The 16,736-nt window shown below is 50.0% G+C and carries 8 protein-coding genes; 1 reads left to right on the forward strand and 7 read right to left on the reverse strand.

Going from position 1 to position 16,736, the window contains the following annotated elements; genetic code table 11:
- Positions 1 to 3,889, reverse strand: a 3,889-nt coding sequence (locus I2G61_RS13335; RefSeq protein ID WP_195548331.1) for an Ig-like domain-containing protein, incomplete at its 3' end; no start/stop codon positions are given.
- Between the two features lie 310 nt (positions 3,890 to 4,199).
- Between I2G61_RS13335 and I2G61_RS13340 the strand changes: the two genes are divergently transcribed.
- Positions 4,200 to 6,386: a glycoside hydrolase family 9 protein gene (locus tag I2G61_RS13340; RefSeq protein ID WP_195548332.1), complete on the forward strand. Its 2,187-nt coding sequence runs from the start codon at positions 4,200 to 4,202 to the stop codon at positions 6,384 to 6,386.
- Between the two features lie 192 nt (positions 6,387 to 6,578).
- Here I2G61_RS13340 and I2G61_RS13345 read toward each other — a convergent pair whose 3' ends face one another.
- The 6 genes from I2G61_RS13345 to I2G61_RS13370 all read right to left on the reverse strand — a co-directional run bounded on the left by I2G61_RS13345 (position 6,579) and on the right by I2G61_RS13370 (position 16,356).
- Positions 6,579 to 7,121 (reverse strand): hypothetical protein, encoded by a 543-nt coding sequence (locus I2G61_RS13345; RefSeq protein WP_072685949.1) that lies wholly within the window; start codon positions 7,119 to 7,121, stop codon positions 6,579 to 6,581.
- A gap of 235 nt (positions 7,122 to 7,356) precedes the next feature.
- Complete coding sequence (pheT, locus tag I2G61_RS13350; RefSeq protein WP_072685948.1) at positions 7,357 to 9,750, reverse strand: phenylalanine--tRNA ligase subunit beta; 2,394 nt, start codon at positions 9,748 to 9,750, stop codon at positions 7,357 to 7,359.
- Positions 9,751 to 9,773: 23 nt separating this feature from the next.
- Entirely contained in the window at positions 9,774 to 10,808 is a 1,035-nt protein-coding gene (gene pheS, locus I2G61_RS13355) for a phenylalanine--tRNA ligase subunit alpha (protein WP_072685946.1), read from the reverse strand.
- A gap of 426 nt (positions 10,809 to 11,234) precedes the next feature.
- Complete coding sequence (locus tag I2G61_RS13360) at positions 11,235 to 12,398, reverse strand: phosphoglycerate dehydrogenase (protein WP_195548333.1); 1,164 nt, start codon at positions 12,396 to 12,398, stop codon at positions 11,235 to 11,237.
- Complete coding sequence (gene serC / locus I2G61_RS13365; protein WP_195548334.1) at positions 12,392 to 13,474, reverse strand: 3-phosphoserine/phosphohydroxythreonine transaminase; 1,083 nt, start codon at positions 13,472 to 13,474, stop codon at positions 12,392 to 12,394. Before serC ends, I2G61_RS13360 begins: the two co-directional genes overlap by 7 nt.
- A 269-nt stretch (positions 13,475 to 13,743) precedes the next feature.
- Positions 13,744 to 16,356: a calcium-translocating P-type ATPase, PMCA-type gene (locus I2G61_RS13370; protein ID WP_195548335.1), complete on the reverse strand. Its 2,613-nt coding sequence runs from the start codon at positions 16,354 to 16,356 to the stop codon at positions 13,744 to 13,746.
- Positions 16,357 to 16,736: the final 380 nt, after the last annotated feature.

Genomic DNA, 16,736 nt, shown 5'->3' on the forward strand with positions numbered 1-16,736 from the left:
GCGTTGAAAGTACGCCGTTTTCCATCAGCTTCACTTCCGTAATTTCATTATCATATGCCGGATACAGCCGGATGACTTCCCCCATCGTTTTCGCCGGATTCAGCGTCACCGTATTCGTACTGATCCGCGGCTCATAGTCCCGGATTCTGACAGTAACGCTCGCTTGTTTCTTATACAGATCATTCGCCGCCGCGGTGATCGTCACCGTTCCCGCCTGTTTCAGTGTCAGAATTACTTTCCCATTTTTTACTGTGATGGCCGCTGCCTGACTGTCTGTCGTACTCCAGTTCAGCTTCGTCGCCGATAGATTACCTAAGCTGTCCAGCGCCTCCCCGTTCAATTCCAGTTCTATTCCGTTTTTAATATTCCGCACGTCCCGGGCATCCAACGTCAGCTGCTTCAAGATCCCGTTTTCTTCTATACTGCTTACCAGTGGATTCGTTGTTTTCATTGTGATCCGGATCTCTCCCACCTGGCGGGCGATAACCTTCACGCTCATCGTCACCTTCCGCTTCGCCGGATCATCCTTCACTGCCGCTGTTATCGTCGTGGTTCCTAAGCCGATCGCTTTCAGCTTCCCGGCTTCATCGATTACAGCGACCTTCGGATTACTGCTTGTCAACGTTACCCTGTCGTTTACTTCCTCCTGCCCGATCGATCCCACAACCCGGATCTGACGTTCTTCCCCTATTTCCAGACCTTGACTCTGATAATCTTCGACAAGAATACTTAATTTCGAATTAACATCAATACTATAAACGGTAACTGACAGTGTAGAAGAAATACCGTTCATCATCGCTGTTAATTTCGTAATTCCCGGTTTCTTCCCAGTGATTTCCAAATTTTCTTCATCCAAATCCAAAATAGAAGGATCCGCAATATTCCAGATAATTTGATCTTCTACATTACGGTCAAGATGGAGCTTCGCCGGTTCATTTACTAACAATTTATTATTATCCAACGAAATTTTTAATGCGCTTTTTAGAACTTTGATTGTATAAATTTGTGATTCATCTGGATATTTAGCGGTAATTTTAACAGTACCTGCCGCTTTAAAGGTCAATAATCCATTTGTGTCAATAGAGGCGATAGACGAATTACTGCTGCTCCATTTTATTATTTCATTATCGTTAAGCGTTTCCAGTTGAATTTTCTGGCCTGTATAATAAAGATTTTCTCCCTCCTGTGTGAAAATTCCAGCTTTTTCAATTTGTACCTCGCCTTTCCAGAGAGCATAGCCAAAAGAAGATACCGTAAACTGATAGGTTCCTTTCTTCAAATTTTGCTTAATTATTTGCGAATAGGGAACAAGAATAAAATCCTCCGCAGTAGTATAAGTTAAATGATATTCTTTTCCTGATTCAGAATATAGACTAACCCCTGTGATTTGCTGCCTATAATCAGTATTCTCTGTGGTTAAAACCAAATCTCCGTTTTCTCTCTGTTTTAACGATAAGTTCTGCGGAAGTTCTTCAGCCCCGAAATTTAATAGGATATCTCCATGAAAGCTCTGGTAATGCAAGGAATCGAAAGTAATTTGATAATTTCCTTTTAATATTCCCAACTCAAGCAGCCGATTAAAGTTCATGACCAGCTGATGTTTATCATTCATCTGGAATTCATCTGTCAGAGCATATTCTTCAATTCCATTCGTAAGCAGGATACTGTTTGATCCATGACCCAATAGATTTTCTTTCCAGAAAGCATCCTTCGTCGTAATTAGAAGATCGCCATTTTTAGCTTGTTCCACTGTCAAATCTTCCGGCAGTTCAATTTCACCGAGTACTCTTATCGTTTTCTCTATTTTTACATCATCAATTTCTGCAGATAGAACGGTATATCCAGGTTTTAGAGTCTGAATTATCCCATGATCGGAAGTTCCACTAATCGTAAGCACAGCTTCGTTGGAAGACGCCCAGTGAATTTCCCGGTTTCCCCAATCCTGCGGCTGGATATTTACGGATATATCCTCAGATATCCCTGCTTCATATTCATTTTTAATATTATTAAACGTCAGAGAGGTCACTGCTGAATCGACATGAACTTCAATTATTTTTTCATGTCTCGGATTTTCAGCGGGAATAATATGAACCCTGGTCGTTCCGGAATGATTTCCAGTGATTTTACCAAAATCGTCGATACTGGCTATCCCCTCGTCTTCAGAATAATAACTTAACCGTTGATCAGAAGCGTCTGCGGGTTGAATTGCGACTGATAAAGGATGTTCTTTCCCTGTGATCAAACTTATATTGTCGCTTTCAATGGCCGTTACCGGTTTATAGTAATGTGATTCCTTCATAAGCCGCACTGCCTGATTAAATTCCTCCGCCTCCTGAATTTCATCATCCCAATAACGAATCTGTCCGTCTGGATCAGCTATAATCAGCAGCGGATATTGAATATCTCCTGTATTCAGAATCCGCATATACTGCCGCATCAGACTCCCAGAATCGGAAAAAGCTGCAAAATCAGACAACCCTGCTTGCTCTAAAAAACGATTTACTTCCTCATCTGAAGTTTGGTTTACTTCAAATAAAAACACTTGCACATAAGGATAAGCTTGGACCGCACTGGCTTTTAATTCTTCTAAAGTGATCTGACAGTTGCCACAGTCTTTGCTAAAAAACAAATAAACTCTCGACTTTCCTGCCAACTGATCATAGTCAAAAATTTCTCCTGCTGTTGTCGTTAAACTTCCAAAATTCAGATCCTGTATATAGGTGGGCTGTTCCTCAGCTTCCTGTCCATAAGACAAGGAAGCCATTGGAAATTGGACATAGAACGCTTCGGTTTTATATTTTTCTTTTCGATAATGATCCGCAAACGCATTATCTGATTTTAAATAATATTGATAGTTTCCCTCCATTCCCGCATCCCAGGTCGCGTCTAAGTTATACCAGAGGCCGTCGATGCTTACGATGTTCCAGGCATGATTTCCACCGGTAATAATCCTTGTTTTTAAGCCGGCTGCGGAAAGCATCCGATACATTAGGAGAGCATACCCCTGACAAACAGCGGTATGATTAATCAGCGCGTTATAGGCGTCATATTTAGAATACGTATAATCGTAGCTGACATGAGAGGTTACATAATCATAAATAACTTTAATTTTTTCCTGAGGATCGGATATTTTATCAACCTGATAGGTTGCAAACAATAGCTGGCTGATGGTGACTCCCGTTTGTTTTTCCTCCAGCAGCGTCGTCATATATTCAACGGTATATGTCAAAGTATATTGATTATTTTGGATATATCCGCCGCCGCTCCAGCCGCGGTAGTTCAGTTGCAGGTAATCGCCAGCCTCAGGATTAATATTATTGTCATAAGCCATCGCTTGTTCTATCAAATCCATAATGACGTTGTCACGATCAGGGTAAGCACTGACAGGAAAGGTAACTGTGATCGTGGCCTCGCGCGAAATCAAGGCTTCTTTGACAGCGTCAGCGGCACTCTTGAAATCTGAAGCATTGTTTTCACTGGAAAAAAGCGCAATTTCACTTCTTTGATGTAACGTATTAAAATCGACTTCAAGATCCGGGTATTCCGGATTTGTGAAATCAATGCTTGACAAAGTTTCCAACTCAGAAGATAATTCCGGTTTTGACGTATTTAATGGTTCATCAGTATTCGGCGGCGTTACCACAATCTCCGGTGACTTCGTGGGTTTATCAACGGGAATCTCCGGCTTTTGATCAGGTTCAGGTTCCAGGGTAGGAACTAAAGTTGGATTCAAATCATTAGAATCCGGCGTTATTTCCGGAGCTGATGATTCTTGTACTTCTGCAATCGTTCCTTCTCCTGCAGACTCCCCCTGATCTTCCGCTTTTACAAGCGTCAGATTATTGCTAATTAAACAAATGGACAACAAAAAGACGAGTAAATTTTTCATAAACCTTTTCCCTCACAGTATATCAATACTATTAGTTTATCACGTTTATTTTAAGAAATAATATGAAACTTAGCATAGATTTTATAATTCTAATTTTCTTATCCACAATCACATCGAAATCTCCATAAAAGAAAGCTTTATTCGAATGATTTCAGATCATTTTCTTTTTTTTTGGTAAATTTTACTATTTAGAATTTAAAGTTCACTCTGGTTACTTCAACTTCTTACAATTTTCAGTCGTTCAGAATTTTCCACCCCTTTCTTTTTTTATTTGTTGTATCATAGTACTATTCATCGAAGGAGGGATTCAATGAAAAAAATTCTGATTTCCATGCTGGCCTTGCTATGCTTAACGACAGCCTGCTCCAAGGCTGAAAATAAACCGACGCCCGAACCAAGCTCCAATCCGGTCATCAGCGTCGTGGATTTACCCGTCACGCAAGCCCCCATCGCCCAGCCGGAATTTGAAACAACCTGGGCCTTAACGTCCACCGACGGCTACGGCATTCTCGAAAGCACCTTTTCCAACATTAAAATTATTATGAACTCCCCCGGCACCGAGATTTTCGGCGTCCAAACCTATCACGAAGGCCTGCCGCTGATTCACGGCGTCACCTACCACCTCAGCTTTGACCTCATGGCTACGATCGAACGCCCGGTCGAGGTGTTCATCATGAACGTCGATGACAGCACGATCGAATTCACGCAGATGCTGACAGCTACCGAAAACGGCACGCATTACGAATTCGACATCAAAATCCAGGGCAACACCTCCTGGAACGGCCGTCTCGCCTTCAATACAGGCGCGCCAACGTCCGAAACTACCTACGACTACCATGAAGTCACCATCTCCAATTTAATCCTTCAGGAAGCCTCTGACGGCCCGACAGAGCCGAATATCAAAATCAACCAGACCGGCTACCTGCCCAACGCTCAGAAAAAAGTTGTTTTCCCGTTCGATCAGGGCGACTGCTTCCAGGTGATCGACGCCAACACCAACGCCGTCGTCTACACCGCCCCGATTCTGCGGAAGCTGTACAACGAAAGCACGAAGGAAACAACCTTTTACGGCGATTTCAGCGATTTCACAACCCCTGGCCGCTACCGCCTGCAATCCCAGCTAAACGGAACCTCCTACGAATTTGAAATTCAGGAAGACCTGTACCACAACCTGCTGGATCAGACCGTCAAAATGCTCTCATTGCAGCGCTGTGGTCAGACGTTAACCGCCGACTGGGCCGGGGCCTTCGCCCATGAACAATGTCACACCCAGATCGCTACGATCTACGGCACTGATCAGCAGCTGGATGTCAGCGGCGGCTGGCATGACGCCGGCGATTACGGCCGCTATGTGCCGACTGGGACAAAAGCAGTCATCGACCTGATGCTCGCCTACCAAATGAACCCGCATCTGTTCACCGACGCGATCGGCATTCCGGAAAGCGGCAACGGCGTCGCGGATATTCTTGATGAAGCCCGCGTCGAGTTAGAATGGCTGTTAAAGATGCAGAACGGCTGGGGCGGCGTTTATGATAAAGTCGTCACCGCGCAATTCCCGGATTTCATCATGCCGGATCACGATCAGGCTCCGCTCTATATCATGCAGGAAATGACAACCTCCACCGGCGATTTTGTCGGCGCAATGGCTTTGGCTTATTTTATTTATCAAGATATCGATCCTGAGTTCGCCCAGCGCTGCCTGGACGCCGCGAAGCTGTCTTGGGACTATCTGCAGTCAGCCAGCCTTTCTGTCTACACCAATCCGGAAGGCTTTTCCGCCGGCCAATACAGCGACGACAACGATACCGATGAGCGCTATCTCGCCTCGGCCGCTCTCTACGCCGCGACCGGCGAACAGAAATACCTCGATTCCGTAAAAACGATATTCCAGACCAGCGCCGATCAGCTGACCGGTGTGCAGTGGAAAACGATGGGCTCTTATGGCACCTACCTGATATTAAAACTTTCCAATGTTCAAAACGCCGATTCCACTTTCTATCAACAACTGCTGTCCAAGCTGATCACCGATGCCGAACAGGTCCTCAACGCCACGTCCAACGACGGCTATTTTGTTTCCCTGTATTCCGCATACGCCTGGGGCAGCAATGCCGATATCGCCAACAACGGTTTAATTCTGGCCTTGGCCAACGATATCCGCGCCAACGTCAACTATGTCAACAGCGCGGCTGACCATCTCCATTATCTGTTGGGCCGCAACAGCCTGAATCTCTCCTTTGTGACCAATTCCGGAATTCATTCACCTCAGCACCTCCATCACCGTCCTGCCTCCGCGGCAAATGCTCTGCTGCCCGGCGCGCTGGTCGGCGGTCCGGATTCCGCGCTCGAGGATCCGATAACCCAGTCGCTGTTTAACGGCGACACCGCACCGGCCAAGTGTTATGTCGATGATGCGGAAAGCTATTCAACCAACGAAGTGGCGATCTATTGGAATTCCCCGCTGGTGGCTCTGATCAGCGCCGTAGAAAACGCCAACTAACCAGCCTTTCCAAAAAAATAACTTTCTTCCCTCTCGTTCACTGTCCAGTTTAGCTGAACACGAACCAAGGCGAACTTGTCCAATCCCGGACGATAACGAAAAAAAGATCAGAATATCCAGCCATTCCTGGAATCTGATCTTTTTATTAGGTTCATCATTGAGCCTCGTTCTTGCATTTGCATCCTGTGTGAATCAATCACGATGATCTGCCTGCGGCAAGGCTTCCGCCTGATTGATCTGAAAATACGGCGAATCCGATTTCGTGATCGCGACGACGCCATCCACCGCTTCATACAACACCATCATTTCGCTCAGCATCTTCTGCTGATTCAAATTTAAGCCCTGCTCCGGAGCTTCGATGATTAACTTCGCTCCTGTTTCAAACATCGTCATATAATATAACAAAGCAACCAGCCAGGCCGTACCTTCCAGCGAAGTTTCCTTCAGTAAAATCTGTCTTTCTTCACTGACCAACCAGTCTTCGCCTTGATTCCAGACCAAATGGCCGCCTAAAATTGCCGTTGCCCGAACTAAGGAAGCCCGGTACAAATAGGGATTCAGCGTTCCGCACTGCGTCATCCGCTTTTCCGCAAACCCGGCAAATCCTCTTTTTAATAAGGGCCGAAGCTTCTCCCGGACACTGTTTAACGCACTGTCCTCACCAAAGCGATCAGCCTGGATAACAAAGGTCTCACGTCTTTCACCTTGCATCTCTTCATTGTTAAATTCAACCACAAAACTTCCCTCTCTTTCACCAAAAACGTGAACTTCTTCATATTACCGCACTCTTGAATCAAAGACAAGAGGGGATTTCAGAGTTTTTCAGAGTTTGGAAAAAAATATATCGACGGATGAACGAAATGATTAACCACGGCTTCATCAGGGATTCCATGCAAGCTCAATTTTACATCTTTTTGCATAAATAAAGACCCGATTTTCACCGGATCTTGTTCGAAAACTGAATTGTGAATCAACCGCGCAGCACAGCCTGGCAATCCTTTTCCAGACGAGCCAGAACCGTCTGATGCACGTCCTGAATTTCCTGATCGGTCAGCGTGTGATCTTCCGATTGATAGGTGATCGACAGCGCTACCGATTTCTTGCCGCTTTCGACATGTTCACCCTGATAGACGTCGAAAACCTCGACCTGCTTGACCATGCGCTTGCCTGCCGCCTTGATCGCCTTCATCAGCTGCTCCGCCTTCACTTCTTCCCTCACGACTAAAGCGATGTCGCGGTGAACAGCCGGGAACCGATTGATCGCACTGAATTTAACCTTGCTGGCCTTGCTGGCCAACAACAGCTCCAGGTTGAATTCCCCATAGACCGCTTTGCCGATCCCCAGCTCCTTCGCCAGGACTGGATGGATTTCGCCCAGGACGCCCAGCAGCTGATTTCCCAGCATGACGCAGGCACTGCGGTAAGGATGGAAATGTTCCACATCCTGATCATTTTCCTTAAAGCTTAACCGTTCCGCCGCAAAGCCCAGTCTGCGCAGCGTCTCTGTCAAGACGCCCTTAGCCGCGAAGAAATCGCTGCGGATATCGATCCGGTTCAGCTTGGAATTCTGCAATGAATCCGACATCACGATCGCCAGCCGTTCCTGCTGGGTATTGACCGCATAGACGTTGGAGATTTCAAACAGATTCACGTTTTCATTCTTATGATTCTGATTGTAAGCCAGACATTCCAGCAGGCTCATAATCAGCGAGGTTCGGACATATTTGCGTTCCTCGCTCATCGGCGCAGCCAGAGCGACTGCCTCGCCCAGCGGCATCAGTGCATTGTCGATCGCTTTCTGCGATACCAGCGTATAGGTGATGACTTCGGAAAGTCCGAGCCCATTCAGGGAGCTGCGCAGATTGCGGCGCATCGCCTGCCGGTCCGTCAGCTGCCCGGCCGTCGCTTCCATCGTCGGCAGCGTGGTTTTCAGGTCTTCATAGCCTAACAGGCGGATGATTTCTTCGTCGATGTCTTCGCGGATATTTAAATCTGTGCGGTAAGATGGGATCGTGCAGGTAAAGCAGTCGCCGTCCTGGACGGGATTGAGATCGAGATCCTTCAAAACGCCCAGCACCTGATCCATCGTGAATTCTGTGCCTAACAACGTATTGCAGTGAGTCAGCGTTTCACTCACGGTTTTCACCGGATCCTCAATCGTTCCCACCAGAACATTTTCTTCAAAACCGTCGGCTTCCGCCAGTTCTTTTAACAGCTGAACAGAACGGTCAACCGCTTTGATCGGCGCCATCGGCTCCACGCCTTTGGTGAAGTGCATCGCGGCTTCCGTGCTCAAGCCCAGCCGGCGTGAAGTGTTGCGGATTGATACCGCGTTGAAAACGGCGGCTTCGATGAAAATACTGGTCGTCGATTCGTCGATCTTGCTTTCCTCGCCGCCCATAATCCCGGCGATTCCCGTCGGTTCGCCGCCGGTTGTGATCAACAGATCGCCCTTCTTAATTTCATAGTCTTGTCCATCCAGCGCCTGCATCGTCATCTCAACGTCGTCCACAACGGTAATTTCATGATGCGGCAGCTTGCTTAAATCATAGTAGTGCAGCGGCTGGCCGGTTTCGACCATGACGAAGTTGGAGATATCGACGACGTTGTTGATCGATTTGATGCCATAGGCATGCAGATAGTTGGACAGCCATTTCGGCGAAGGGCCCACCTTCACGTGATTAACGACCTTGCCTACGAATACCGGACATTTTTCCGTCTTGCTGGCAACTTTGAAATTGCCGGGCGTGCCGATCTGACTGGCGGACTTGCAGTCTGGCCAGGTCACCTCGCGGTGCAGCACCGCGCCGACTTCCTTCGCCAGATTCCACATCGCGTTGCAGTCTGCACGGTTCGGCGTCAAACCGATATCCAGGATCGTATCGTCCAATCCCAGGTATTCCAGAACCCGGGTTTCACCCACCGGCGCTTCGTCGTCAAAAACGTAAATGCCGTTCAGCTGTTCTTCCGTCTGGGCTTTTTTATCCACGCCCAGCTCCGACAGGCTGCAGATCATGCCGTTGGATTCCACGCCGCGCACCTTGGCCGGTTTAATTTCAAAACCGCCGGCCAGCACGGCTCCGACCTTGGATACGATGACTTTCTGTCCCGCCTGGACATTCGGCGCGCCGCAGACGATATTCAGCACTTCGTCGCCGACATTGACCGTCGTGACGTGCAGATGATCGCTGTCGGGGTGGTTCTCGCAGGTCAGAACCTGACCGATGACCAGATTCGTGCCTTCGGCCACTTTTTCGATGCCTTCGACTTCCAGTCCGGCAATCGTTAATTTCTCAGCTAAGGCTTCCGGGGTGACGCCGTCCAGATTGACGTACTCCTTCAGCCAGTTCATACTCATTCTCATTTTCTTTTTTCCTCCTTCAGCGATTAGTCAAAACGATCGAACATTTTGAGGAACCGGGTATCGTTAATATAGAAATTACGGATATCGTCAACGCCGTATTTCAGCATCGCGACACGCTCGATGCCGACGCCGAAGGCGAAGCCGGAGCATTTCGTCGAGTCAAAGCCCGCCATTTCCAGCACGTTCGGATGCACCATCCCGGCGCCGAGCACTTCGATCCAGCCGGTGCCTTTGCAGACCGGGCAGCCCTTGCCGCCACAGATGTGGCAGCTGACGTCGACCTCGACGCTTGGTTCGGTGAATTGGAAATACGAAGGACGGAAACGGATCTGGCGGCCTTTGCCGAACATCCGGTCGGCCATGAACTGCAGCGTGCCCTTCAGGTCGGTCAGCGTGATATTCTCGCCGACGACCAGACCTTCCGCCTGCATGAACTGATGGGAGTGAGTCGCATCGTCGTCATCGCGGCGGTAGACTTTACCCGGGCAGATGACCTTGATCGGCAGCTGGCCATGGGCCTTTTCCAGCTCGCGCATCTGAATCGCCGTGGTATGCGTGCGCAGCAGCTCCTTCGGATTGATGTAGAACGTATCCTGCATATCGCGGGCAGGGTGATCGGCCGGGATGTTGGCGCGTTCGAAGTTGTAGAAATCGAGTTCGACTTCCGGACCTTCGGCGACGGTGTAGCCCATGCCGATGAACAGATCTTCGATTTCCTGGCTGATCAGCGTCAGCGGATGCAGCGTCCCGGTGCGAAACGGCACGCCCGGCAGCGTGATGTCGATTTTTTCTTCTTCGAGCTTACGGTTCATCGCCGCTTTTTCAAGCACCGCCATTTTCGCTTCAATCGCGGCGGCAACGGCTTTCTTGCACTCGTTGACTTCCTGACCGAAAGCCGGTTTTTCTTCCGGGGAAAGATCCTTCATCATCGTCATTAGCGACTGAATTGGGCCTTTCTTCCCCAGCGTCGTCACCCGGATCTGCTGCAGCTGCTGCAAATCTTCGCAGGCTTTGATTTCTTCCAGCGCCTGAGCCTGGACTTGCTGAACTTTTTCCATAATCGGTTCTCCTTTGTTCCTTTACAAAAATAAAAAACGTCGTTCCTGATTCAGGAACGACGGCTCGCGGTACCATCCTGATTTATCCTTGCCCTGCCTGCCGACACCAACGCGTCCGCCGGCGCAAAGATACACCTTAATTTTCCCTGTAACGTGAGGAAGACGGGGATCATTACTCCCACTATAAAGGTGAATTCGCAGAAACCTGCCGGGCAGAACGGCTCTCAGCGGGTCACCGTTCCTCTCTTTTCCCAGGTTCTTCTGTTACTAATCCTTTAGTTAAACCGCTTTCTAGTAGTTATTATAGCCATCTGAAATTTTTTTGCAAGCTTTGATTCAAATTGAATGATTTTTTCATGGAAAAGGAATGAAAATCTACCGAGGGACACCCTCGCAGAAGATGACCTGTTCTTTTCCCAGACACTTTTAAACTAAAACCCGCACGCGCAGGATCTCAGGCTGCTGACGCAGCGTGGCGGCGATTTCCTCCACCGCCAAAGTATCCACATCCACTAACGTATAGGCAAACTCCCCTTGCGAGCGGCTGAGCAGATTTTCAATATTGATCCCCTGCTTCGAGATCATGCCGGAGATGTGCGCCAGCATGTTCGGCACATTCCGGTGGAAGCAGCAGAGCCGCGCCTGACCGCTGCGCTCCATGACAACGTCAGGCAGATTTACAGCGTTCCGGATGTTTCCGTTCTCCAGATAATCGATCAATTCCTGCGCCGCCATCACCGCGCAGTTTTCCTCCGCTTCCTCCGTCGAAGCGCCTAAATGCGGGATTAAAGTTACGCCCGGCTTCCCAGCCAAAGCCGGACTTGGGAAGTCCGTAACGTAACCGCGGATCTGCCTAGCTGCCAGCGCCGCCAGCACGGCGTCTTCCTGAACCAGACCGCCGCGCGCAAAGTTGAGCAGCACCGCTTTAGTCTTCATCAATTTTAACTGGCCGGCAGCGATTAAATTCTTTGTCTGCGGCGTCAGCGGCACATGAATCGTCACATAGTCCGCCGTCTTCAGCACCGCTTCCAGACTTTCCGCGTGCCGCACTTGACGGGAAAGCTTCCAGGCCGCGTCAACGGAAATATAAGGATCATAGCCAACGACCTGCATATCCAGCTCCGCCGCCAGATTGGCGACCAGGATTCCGATCGCGCCCAAACCAATCACGCCCAGCGTCTTCCCCTTCAATTCCGTTCCGACAAACCGGCTTTTCTCTTGTTCAACCCGCTGCGCTAAATCCGCCGCGCTGCCTAGCGATTCGATCCAGTTGATCGCCGGAATGACCGGCCGGCTTGACATCAACAGCCCCGCCAAGACCAGTTCTTTAACGGCATTGGCATTCGCGCCCGGCGTATTGAACACGACGATTCCCGCTTCGCTGCACCGGACAATCGGAATGTTGTTTGTTCCTGCCCCGGCCCGGGCGATCGCTTTCAGACCGGCTCCGAAATCCATTTCTTTTAAATCCGCGCTGCGCACTAAAATCGCGTCTTCCGCACCGGCTTGTTCTGTAAACTGATAGGAGGCTTGCGGAAACTGCGCCAATCCCGCCTCCGCAATTTTATTCAGACAACGTATGTTTAACATATCCGGTTCTCCTCCTCAAAGCGCCGCATCAGATCGACCAGCTTTTGAACCCCTTCCAACGGCATCGCGTTGTAGATTGAAGCGCGCATGCCGCCGACCGAGCGATGGCCTTTCAGGTTGACCAGCCCTTCCGCCTGCGCCGCGGCGATGAACTTCGCGTCCAACGCAGCGTCGCCGGTGACAAACGGCACGTTCATGATCGACCGATCTTCCGGACGGACCGGATTGGTAAACAGCCGGGATTGGTCGATATGATCATAAAGCAGCACCGCCTTCTGTTGATTGACCGCCTTCAACACCGCTAAATCATGAAACCGGGTTTCGATCCATTCCAGCACCAGTCCCAGCAGATAAATCGCAAAGGTCGGCGGCGTATTGAACATCGAATTGTTTTTCGCCTGCACGGCATAGCTCAGCATCGACGGAATCTCTGGACGTTCCTGAATCAAATCTTCCCGCACGATCACAACCGTCAGACCCGCGATCCCCATATTTTTCTGCGCTCCCGCAAAGATCAGGCCATAGCGGGAAATCTCCATCGGTTCGCTTAAAATGCAGCTGGAACAATCCGCGACCAGCGGCACGCTTCCGCATTCCGGCAGTTCCTTATATTTTGTACCGTAGATCGTATTGTTCTCACAGATATGCACATAGTCCAGATCCTGTGGAATCGTCACACCCTTCGGAATTTCTGTGAAGTGTTCCGCCTCGCTGCTGGCTAAGATCTCGCAGCCGCCGATCTTGCGGCATTCCGCAATCGCTTTTTTCGTCCAGGCACCAGTATGGATCACGCCCGCTTTCCCGCCTGGTTTCAACAGGTTCATTGGTACCATCGTAAACTGCAGTGATGCCCCGCCCTGCAGAAACAGCACTTGATAATGCTTTGGAATCCGCAGCAGCGAACGCAGCCGCAGCTCCGTCGTTTCAATGATTTCAAGGAAAGAGGAGGAGCGATGACTCATCTCCATGACGGATTGCCCGGAAATTCCGTACTCCATCAGTTCGGCAGCACATTTCTGTAAGACCTCGGTTGGCAGCTGGCTGGGTCCAGCGCTGAAATTGTAAACTCGTGTCATCGTTGTCATCCTCTTTTCTAATATCCCCATTCTAGCACTACTGGTGTATGCTCACAACGAATTTTTCAGTATTCTTTCATATCAATTACATATTTTCATGAAACAAAATGTAAATAACCGGTTATTGAGTTTAAGCGCGGGAAAGCAATACTGAGAAAAACTGGAAAACGAAAAAAATCAGAGAAGAAGCCTCCTCATCGGTCCGCTTTTCTCTGATCTTATTTTTATTTCGGACAGGCTATTGAAACACGCCTGTTTCTGAGCCCCGATTACCGTTGCGATATCCGGTGCGCCAGCTTTGTGATCTCGACGACGATCACCGGCACAAATGCCAGTCCAACCGCGATCATCAAATGACTTGGATCCAACGCCGCCATTGAGAAGGCGCTTGCCAGGAACGGCACATACATCACTAACAGCTGCAAACCGACGCCGACCGCAAAGGCGCCCCACAAATACTTATTGGAGAAGATCTGCTTGGAGAAGATACTGTGTTCGCTCTTAACATTAAACGAATGGAATAGCTGCGACAACGCCAGCGTCACAAACGCCATCGTCATGCCGATCTCATGTGCGTCCCGGTTGCCTAAAATATAGGAAATCAAGGTCAAGGTACCGATCATCACGCCCTGCCAGGCAATCGTCCAGCCCAGGCCGTGTGCGAAGAAGCTTTCATCCTTGCTGCGCGGCTTGCGGTTCATAATATCCGGTTCCGGTTCTTCCATCCCGATCGCAAAGGCCGGCAGGGAATCGGTGATCAAGTTGATCCATAACAGATGCACCGGCATCAGCGGAACACCCAGATTCCATCCCGGAATCAGAGATATACAGGAAGCGCCGAAGATTGTCAGCACTTCGCCGATGTTGCTCGACAACAGGAATTGAACGTCCTTGCGGATGTTATCGTAAATTCCGCGGCCCTGACGCACGGCATGAATGATCGTCGCAAAATTGTCGTCAGTCAGCACCATGTCCGCCGCACCCTTGGCGACATCCGTACCGGTAATGCCCATCGCACAGCCGATATCCGCCGCTTTTAACGCCGGCGAATCGTTGACGCCATCGCCCGTCATCGCAACGACATGCCCTTTGTCCTGCCATGCCTTGACAATCCGCACCTTATGCTCCGGGGCTACCCGGGCATACACGGAAATCTGTTCGATCTGAGCTTCCAGTTCTTCATCGCTCATCGCGCTCAGTTCAGGGCCGGAAATGGCCTTCTGGCCGGGTTCGAGAATTCCTAAATTCTTCGCGATCGCCGTCGCTGTGACAACATGGTCGCCGGTGATCATGATCGTCCGGATGCCGCCATGCTTCGCCTGCGCAATCGCATCGCGGACTTCGTCGCGCGGCGGGTCGATCATGCCGCACAAGCCGACAAACGTCAGATGATTCTCAACATTTTCACTGTCCAGATTTTCCGGAATCGCATCCCAACGCCGCACCGCGACCGCCAGCACCCGCAGCGCGTCTTTCGCCATCGTGTCGTTGGCTTCCTCCGCCGCCGCTTTGCCCGCGAAATTCTCACACCGGCCTAACACGATATCCGGTCCGCCTTTGGTAATCGCCAGAATCCCCTCGTCCGTCTGATAGAACACGGTCATCATCTTCCGGGAAGAATCAAAGGCCAGCTCCTCGCTGCGGACATACGTCTTCGCCAGCTCCGGCTTGGTTTCGCCCATTTTATAGCTGGCTTCCACCAGCGCGGTTTCCGTCGGGTCGCCGATCATTTTCAGTTTCCCCGCTTCCGGAATCACTTCGCCATCCGAGCACAGCGTGAACCAGCGCATTAATTCTTTTACGTCATCTCCGGCGGTTTCCGCTTTGAAATCCTGAATGCCCGCTTCCGGCAGATAGGTCTTCACGACCGTCATTTTGTTCTGCGTCAGCGTGCCGGTTTTATCCGAACAGACGATGCTCGCCGAACCCAGCGTTTCGACCGCCGGCAGTTTCCGGACAATCGCGTTGCATTTGACCATCTTGTTGACGCCCAGCGCCAAAACGATCGTCACGACAGTGGCCAGTCCCTCCGGAATCGCCGCCACGGCCAGCGCTACTGCGGTCTTAAATGCTTCCAGCACGCCCATACCGCTGAACATTTCCATACCAAAGACGACCGCGCAGATCACTAAGCAAAGCATGCCGATCGTTTTGGAAATCTGCGCCAGCTTGTTCTGCAGCGGTGTGGTTTCCTTGCCGCTGTTCATCAACATGCCGGCGATCTTGCCGACTTCGTTTTCCATGCCGATCGCCGTGACGACCATCGTGCCCCGGCCATAGGTAACCACCGTGCTGGAGAACGCCATGTTCTTGCGGTCGCCTAGCGGAACATCGTCCTGCCCCAGCGCTTCGCTGGTCTTATTGACCGGCACCGATTCGCCGGTCAGCGCTGATTCGTCGATCTGCAAATTAAAGGATTCTACAATCCGGCCGTCGCTGGGAATAAAATCGCCCGCTTCCAGCAGCACAACGTCCCCGACGGTCAGCTCCCGGGACGGAATCACTCTTTTCTGTCCCCCGCGGATAACCTTCGCCTGCGGCGCGCTCATCTTCTTCAGCGCTTCCAGCGATTTCTCCGCGTTATTTTCCTGCACGACGCCCAGTATTGCGTTGAACAGCACGACGATCACAATGATCAGGCTGTCGATCCACTCGCCCGGATCCACAATAATGGAAATCAGTGCCGCCAAGATCAAAACGATGATCAGCGGATCGGTAAACTGCAGTAAGAAACGTTTCAGCAAAGAATCCTTCTTGACTTCCTGCAGTTCATTATACCCATATCGTTCTGTCCGTTCCTTTGCTTGTTGCTCGGTAAGCCCGGCGCTCAGATCGCTGCCTAATTCCTCGATCACTTCCTGCGCGGTTTGACTGGTTTTCATCTACATCTTCCTCCTTCGCTGCCTTCACAAAAAAAGGCAAGCCTACCTTCAAAACCTGAAGATAACGGTCTTGCCCATCATTTCTGATTGCTGCATCCGGATCTGTAAGAACAGATCGTGATGACGAATACAGCACGCATCGCTGCGCAGCTACTCCCCATTGATCCAATGGCAAGCGTAATATATCATTCAGTTGAAGAACTGTCAAGCATTCATCTTCCAGATTTAGACATTTAAACACAAGTGTAGCCCAATTCATTTTCTGTTTGCGGCCAGGAGCTCTTTGATCAGGCTGATCAGATTTTTAAAGTCTGTTTTGCGCATCCATCTTCCAGCAGATCGGATTTTTGACCTCAATCTTATTGTAACCGGAAAACAGA

The organism is Holdemania sp. 1001095H_141210_F2, from assembly GCF_015558105.1.
Lineage (GTDB): Bacteria > Bacillota_I > Bacilli_A > Erysipelotrichales > Erysipelotrichaceae > Holdemania.

Excerpts from the sequence above, each read along its gene's own strand:
- I2G61_RS13340 (WP_195548332.1), top strand. The coding sequence starts at position 4,200 with ATGAAAAAAATTCTGATTTCCATGCTGGCCTTGCTATGCTTAACGACA.
- pheT (WP_072685948.1), bottom strand. The coding sequence starts at position 9,750 with ATGAGAATGAGTATGAACTGGCTGAAGGAGTACGTCAATCTGGACGGC.
- pheS (WP_072685946.1), bottom strand. The coding sequence starts at position 10,808 with ATGGAAAAAGTTCAGCAAGTCCAGGCTCAGGCGCTGGAAGAAATCAAA.
- I2G61_RS13360 (WP_195548333.1), bottom strand. The coding sequence starts at position 12,398 with ATGTTAAACATACGTTGTCTGAATAAAATTGCGGAGGCGGGATTGGCG.
- serC (WP_195548334.1), bottom strand. The coding sequence starts at position 13,474 with ATGACACGAGTTTACAATTTCAGCGCTGGACCCAGCCAGCTGCCAACC.
- I2G61_RS13370 (WP_195548335.1), bottom strand. The coding sequence starts at position 16,356 with ATGAAAACCAGTCAAACCGCGCAGGAAGTGATCGAGGAATTAGGCAGC.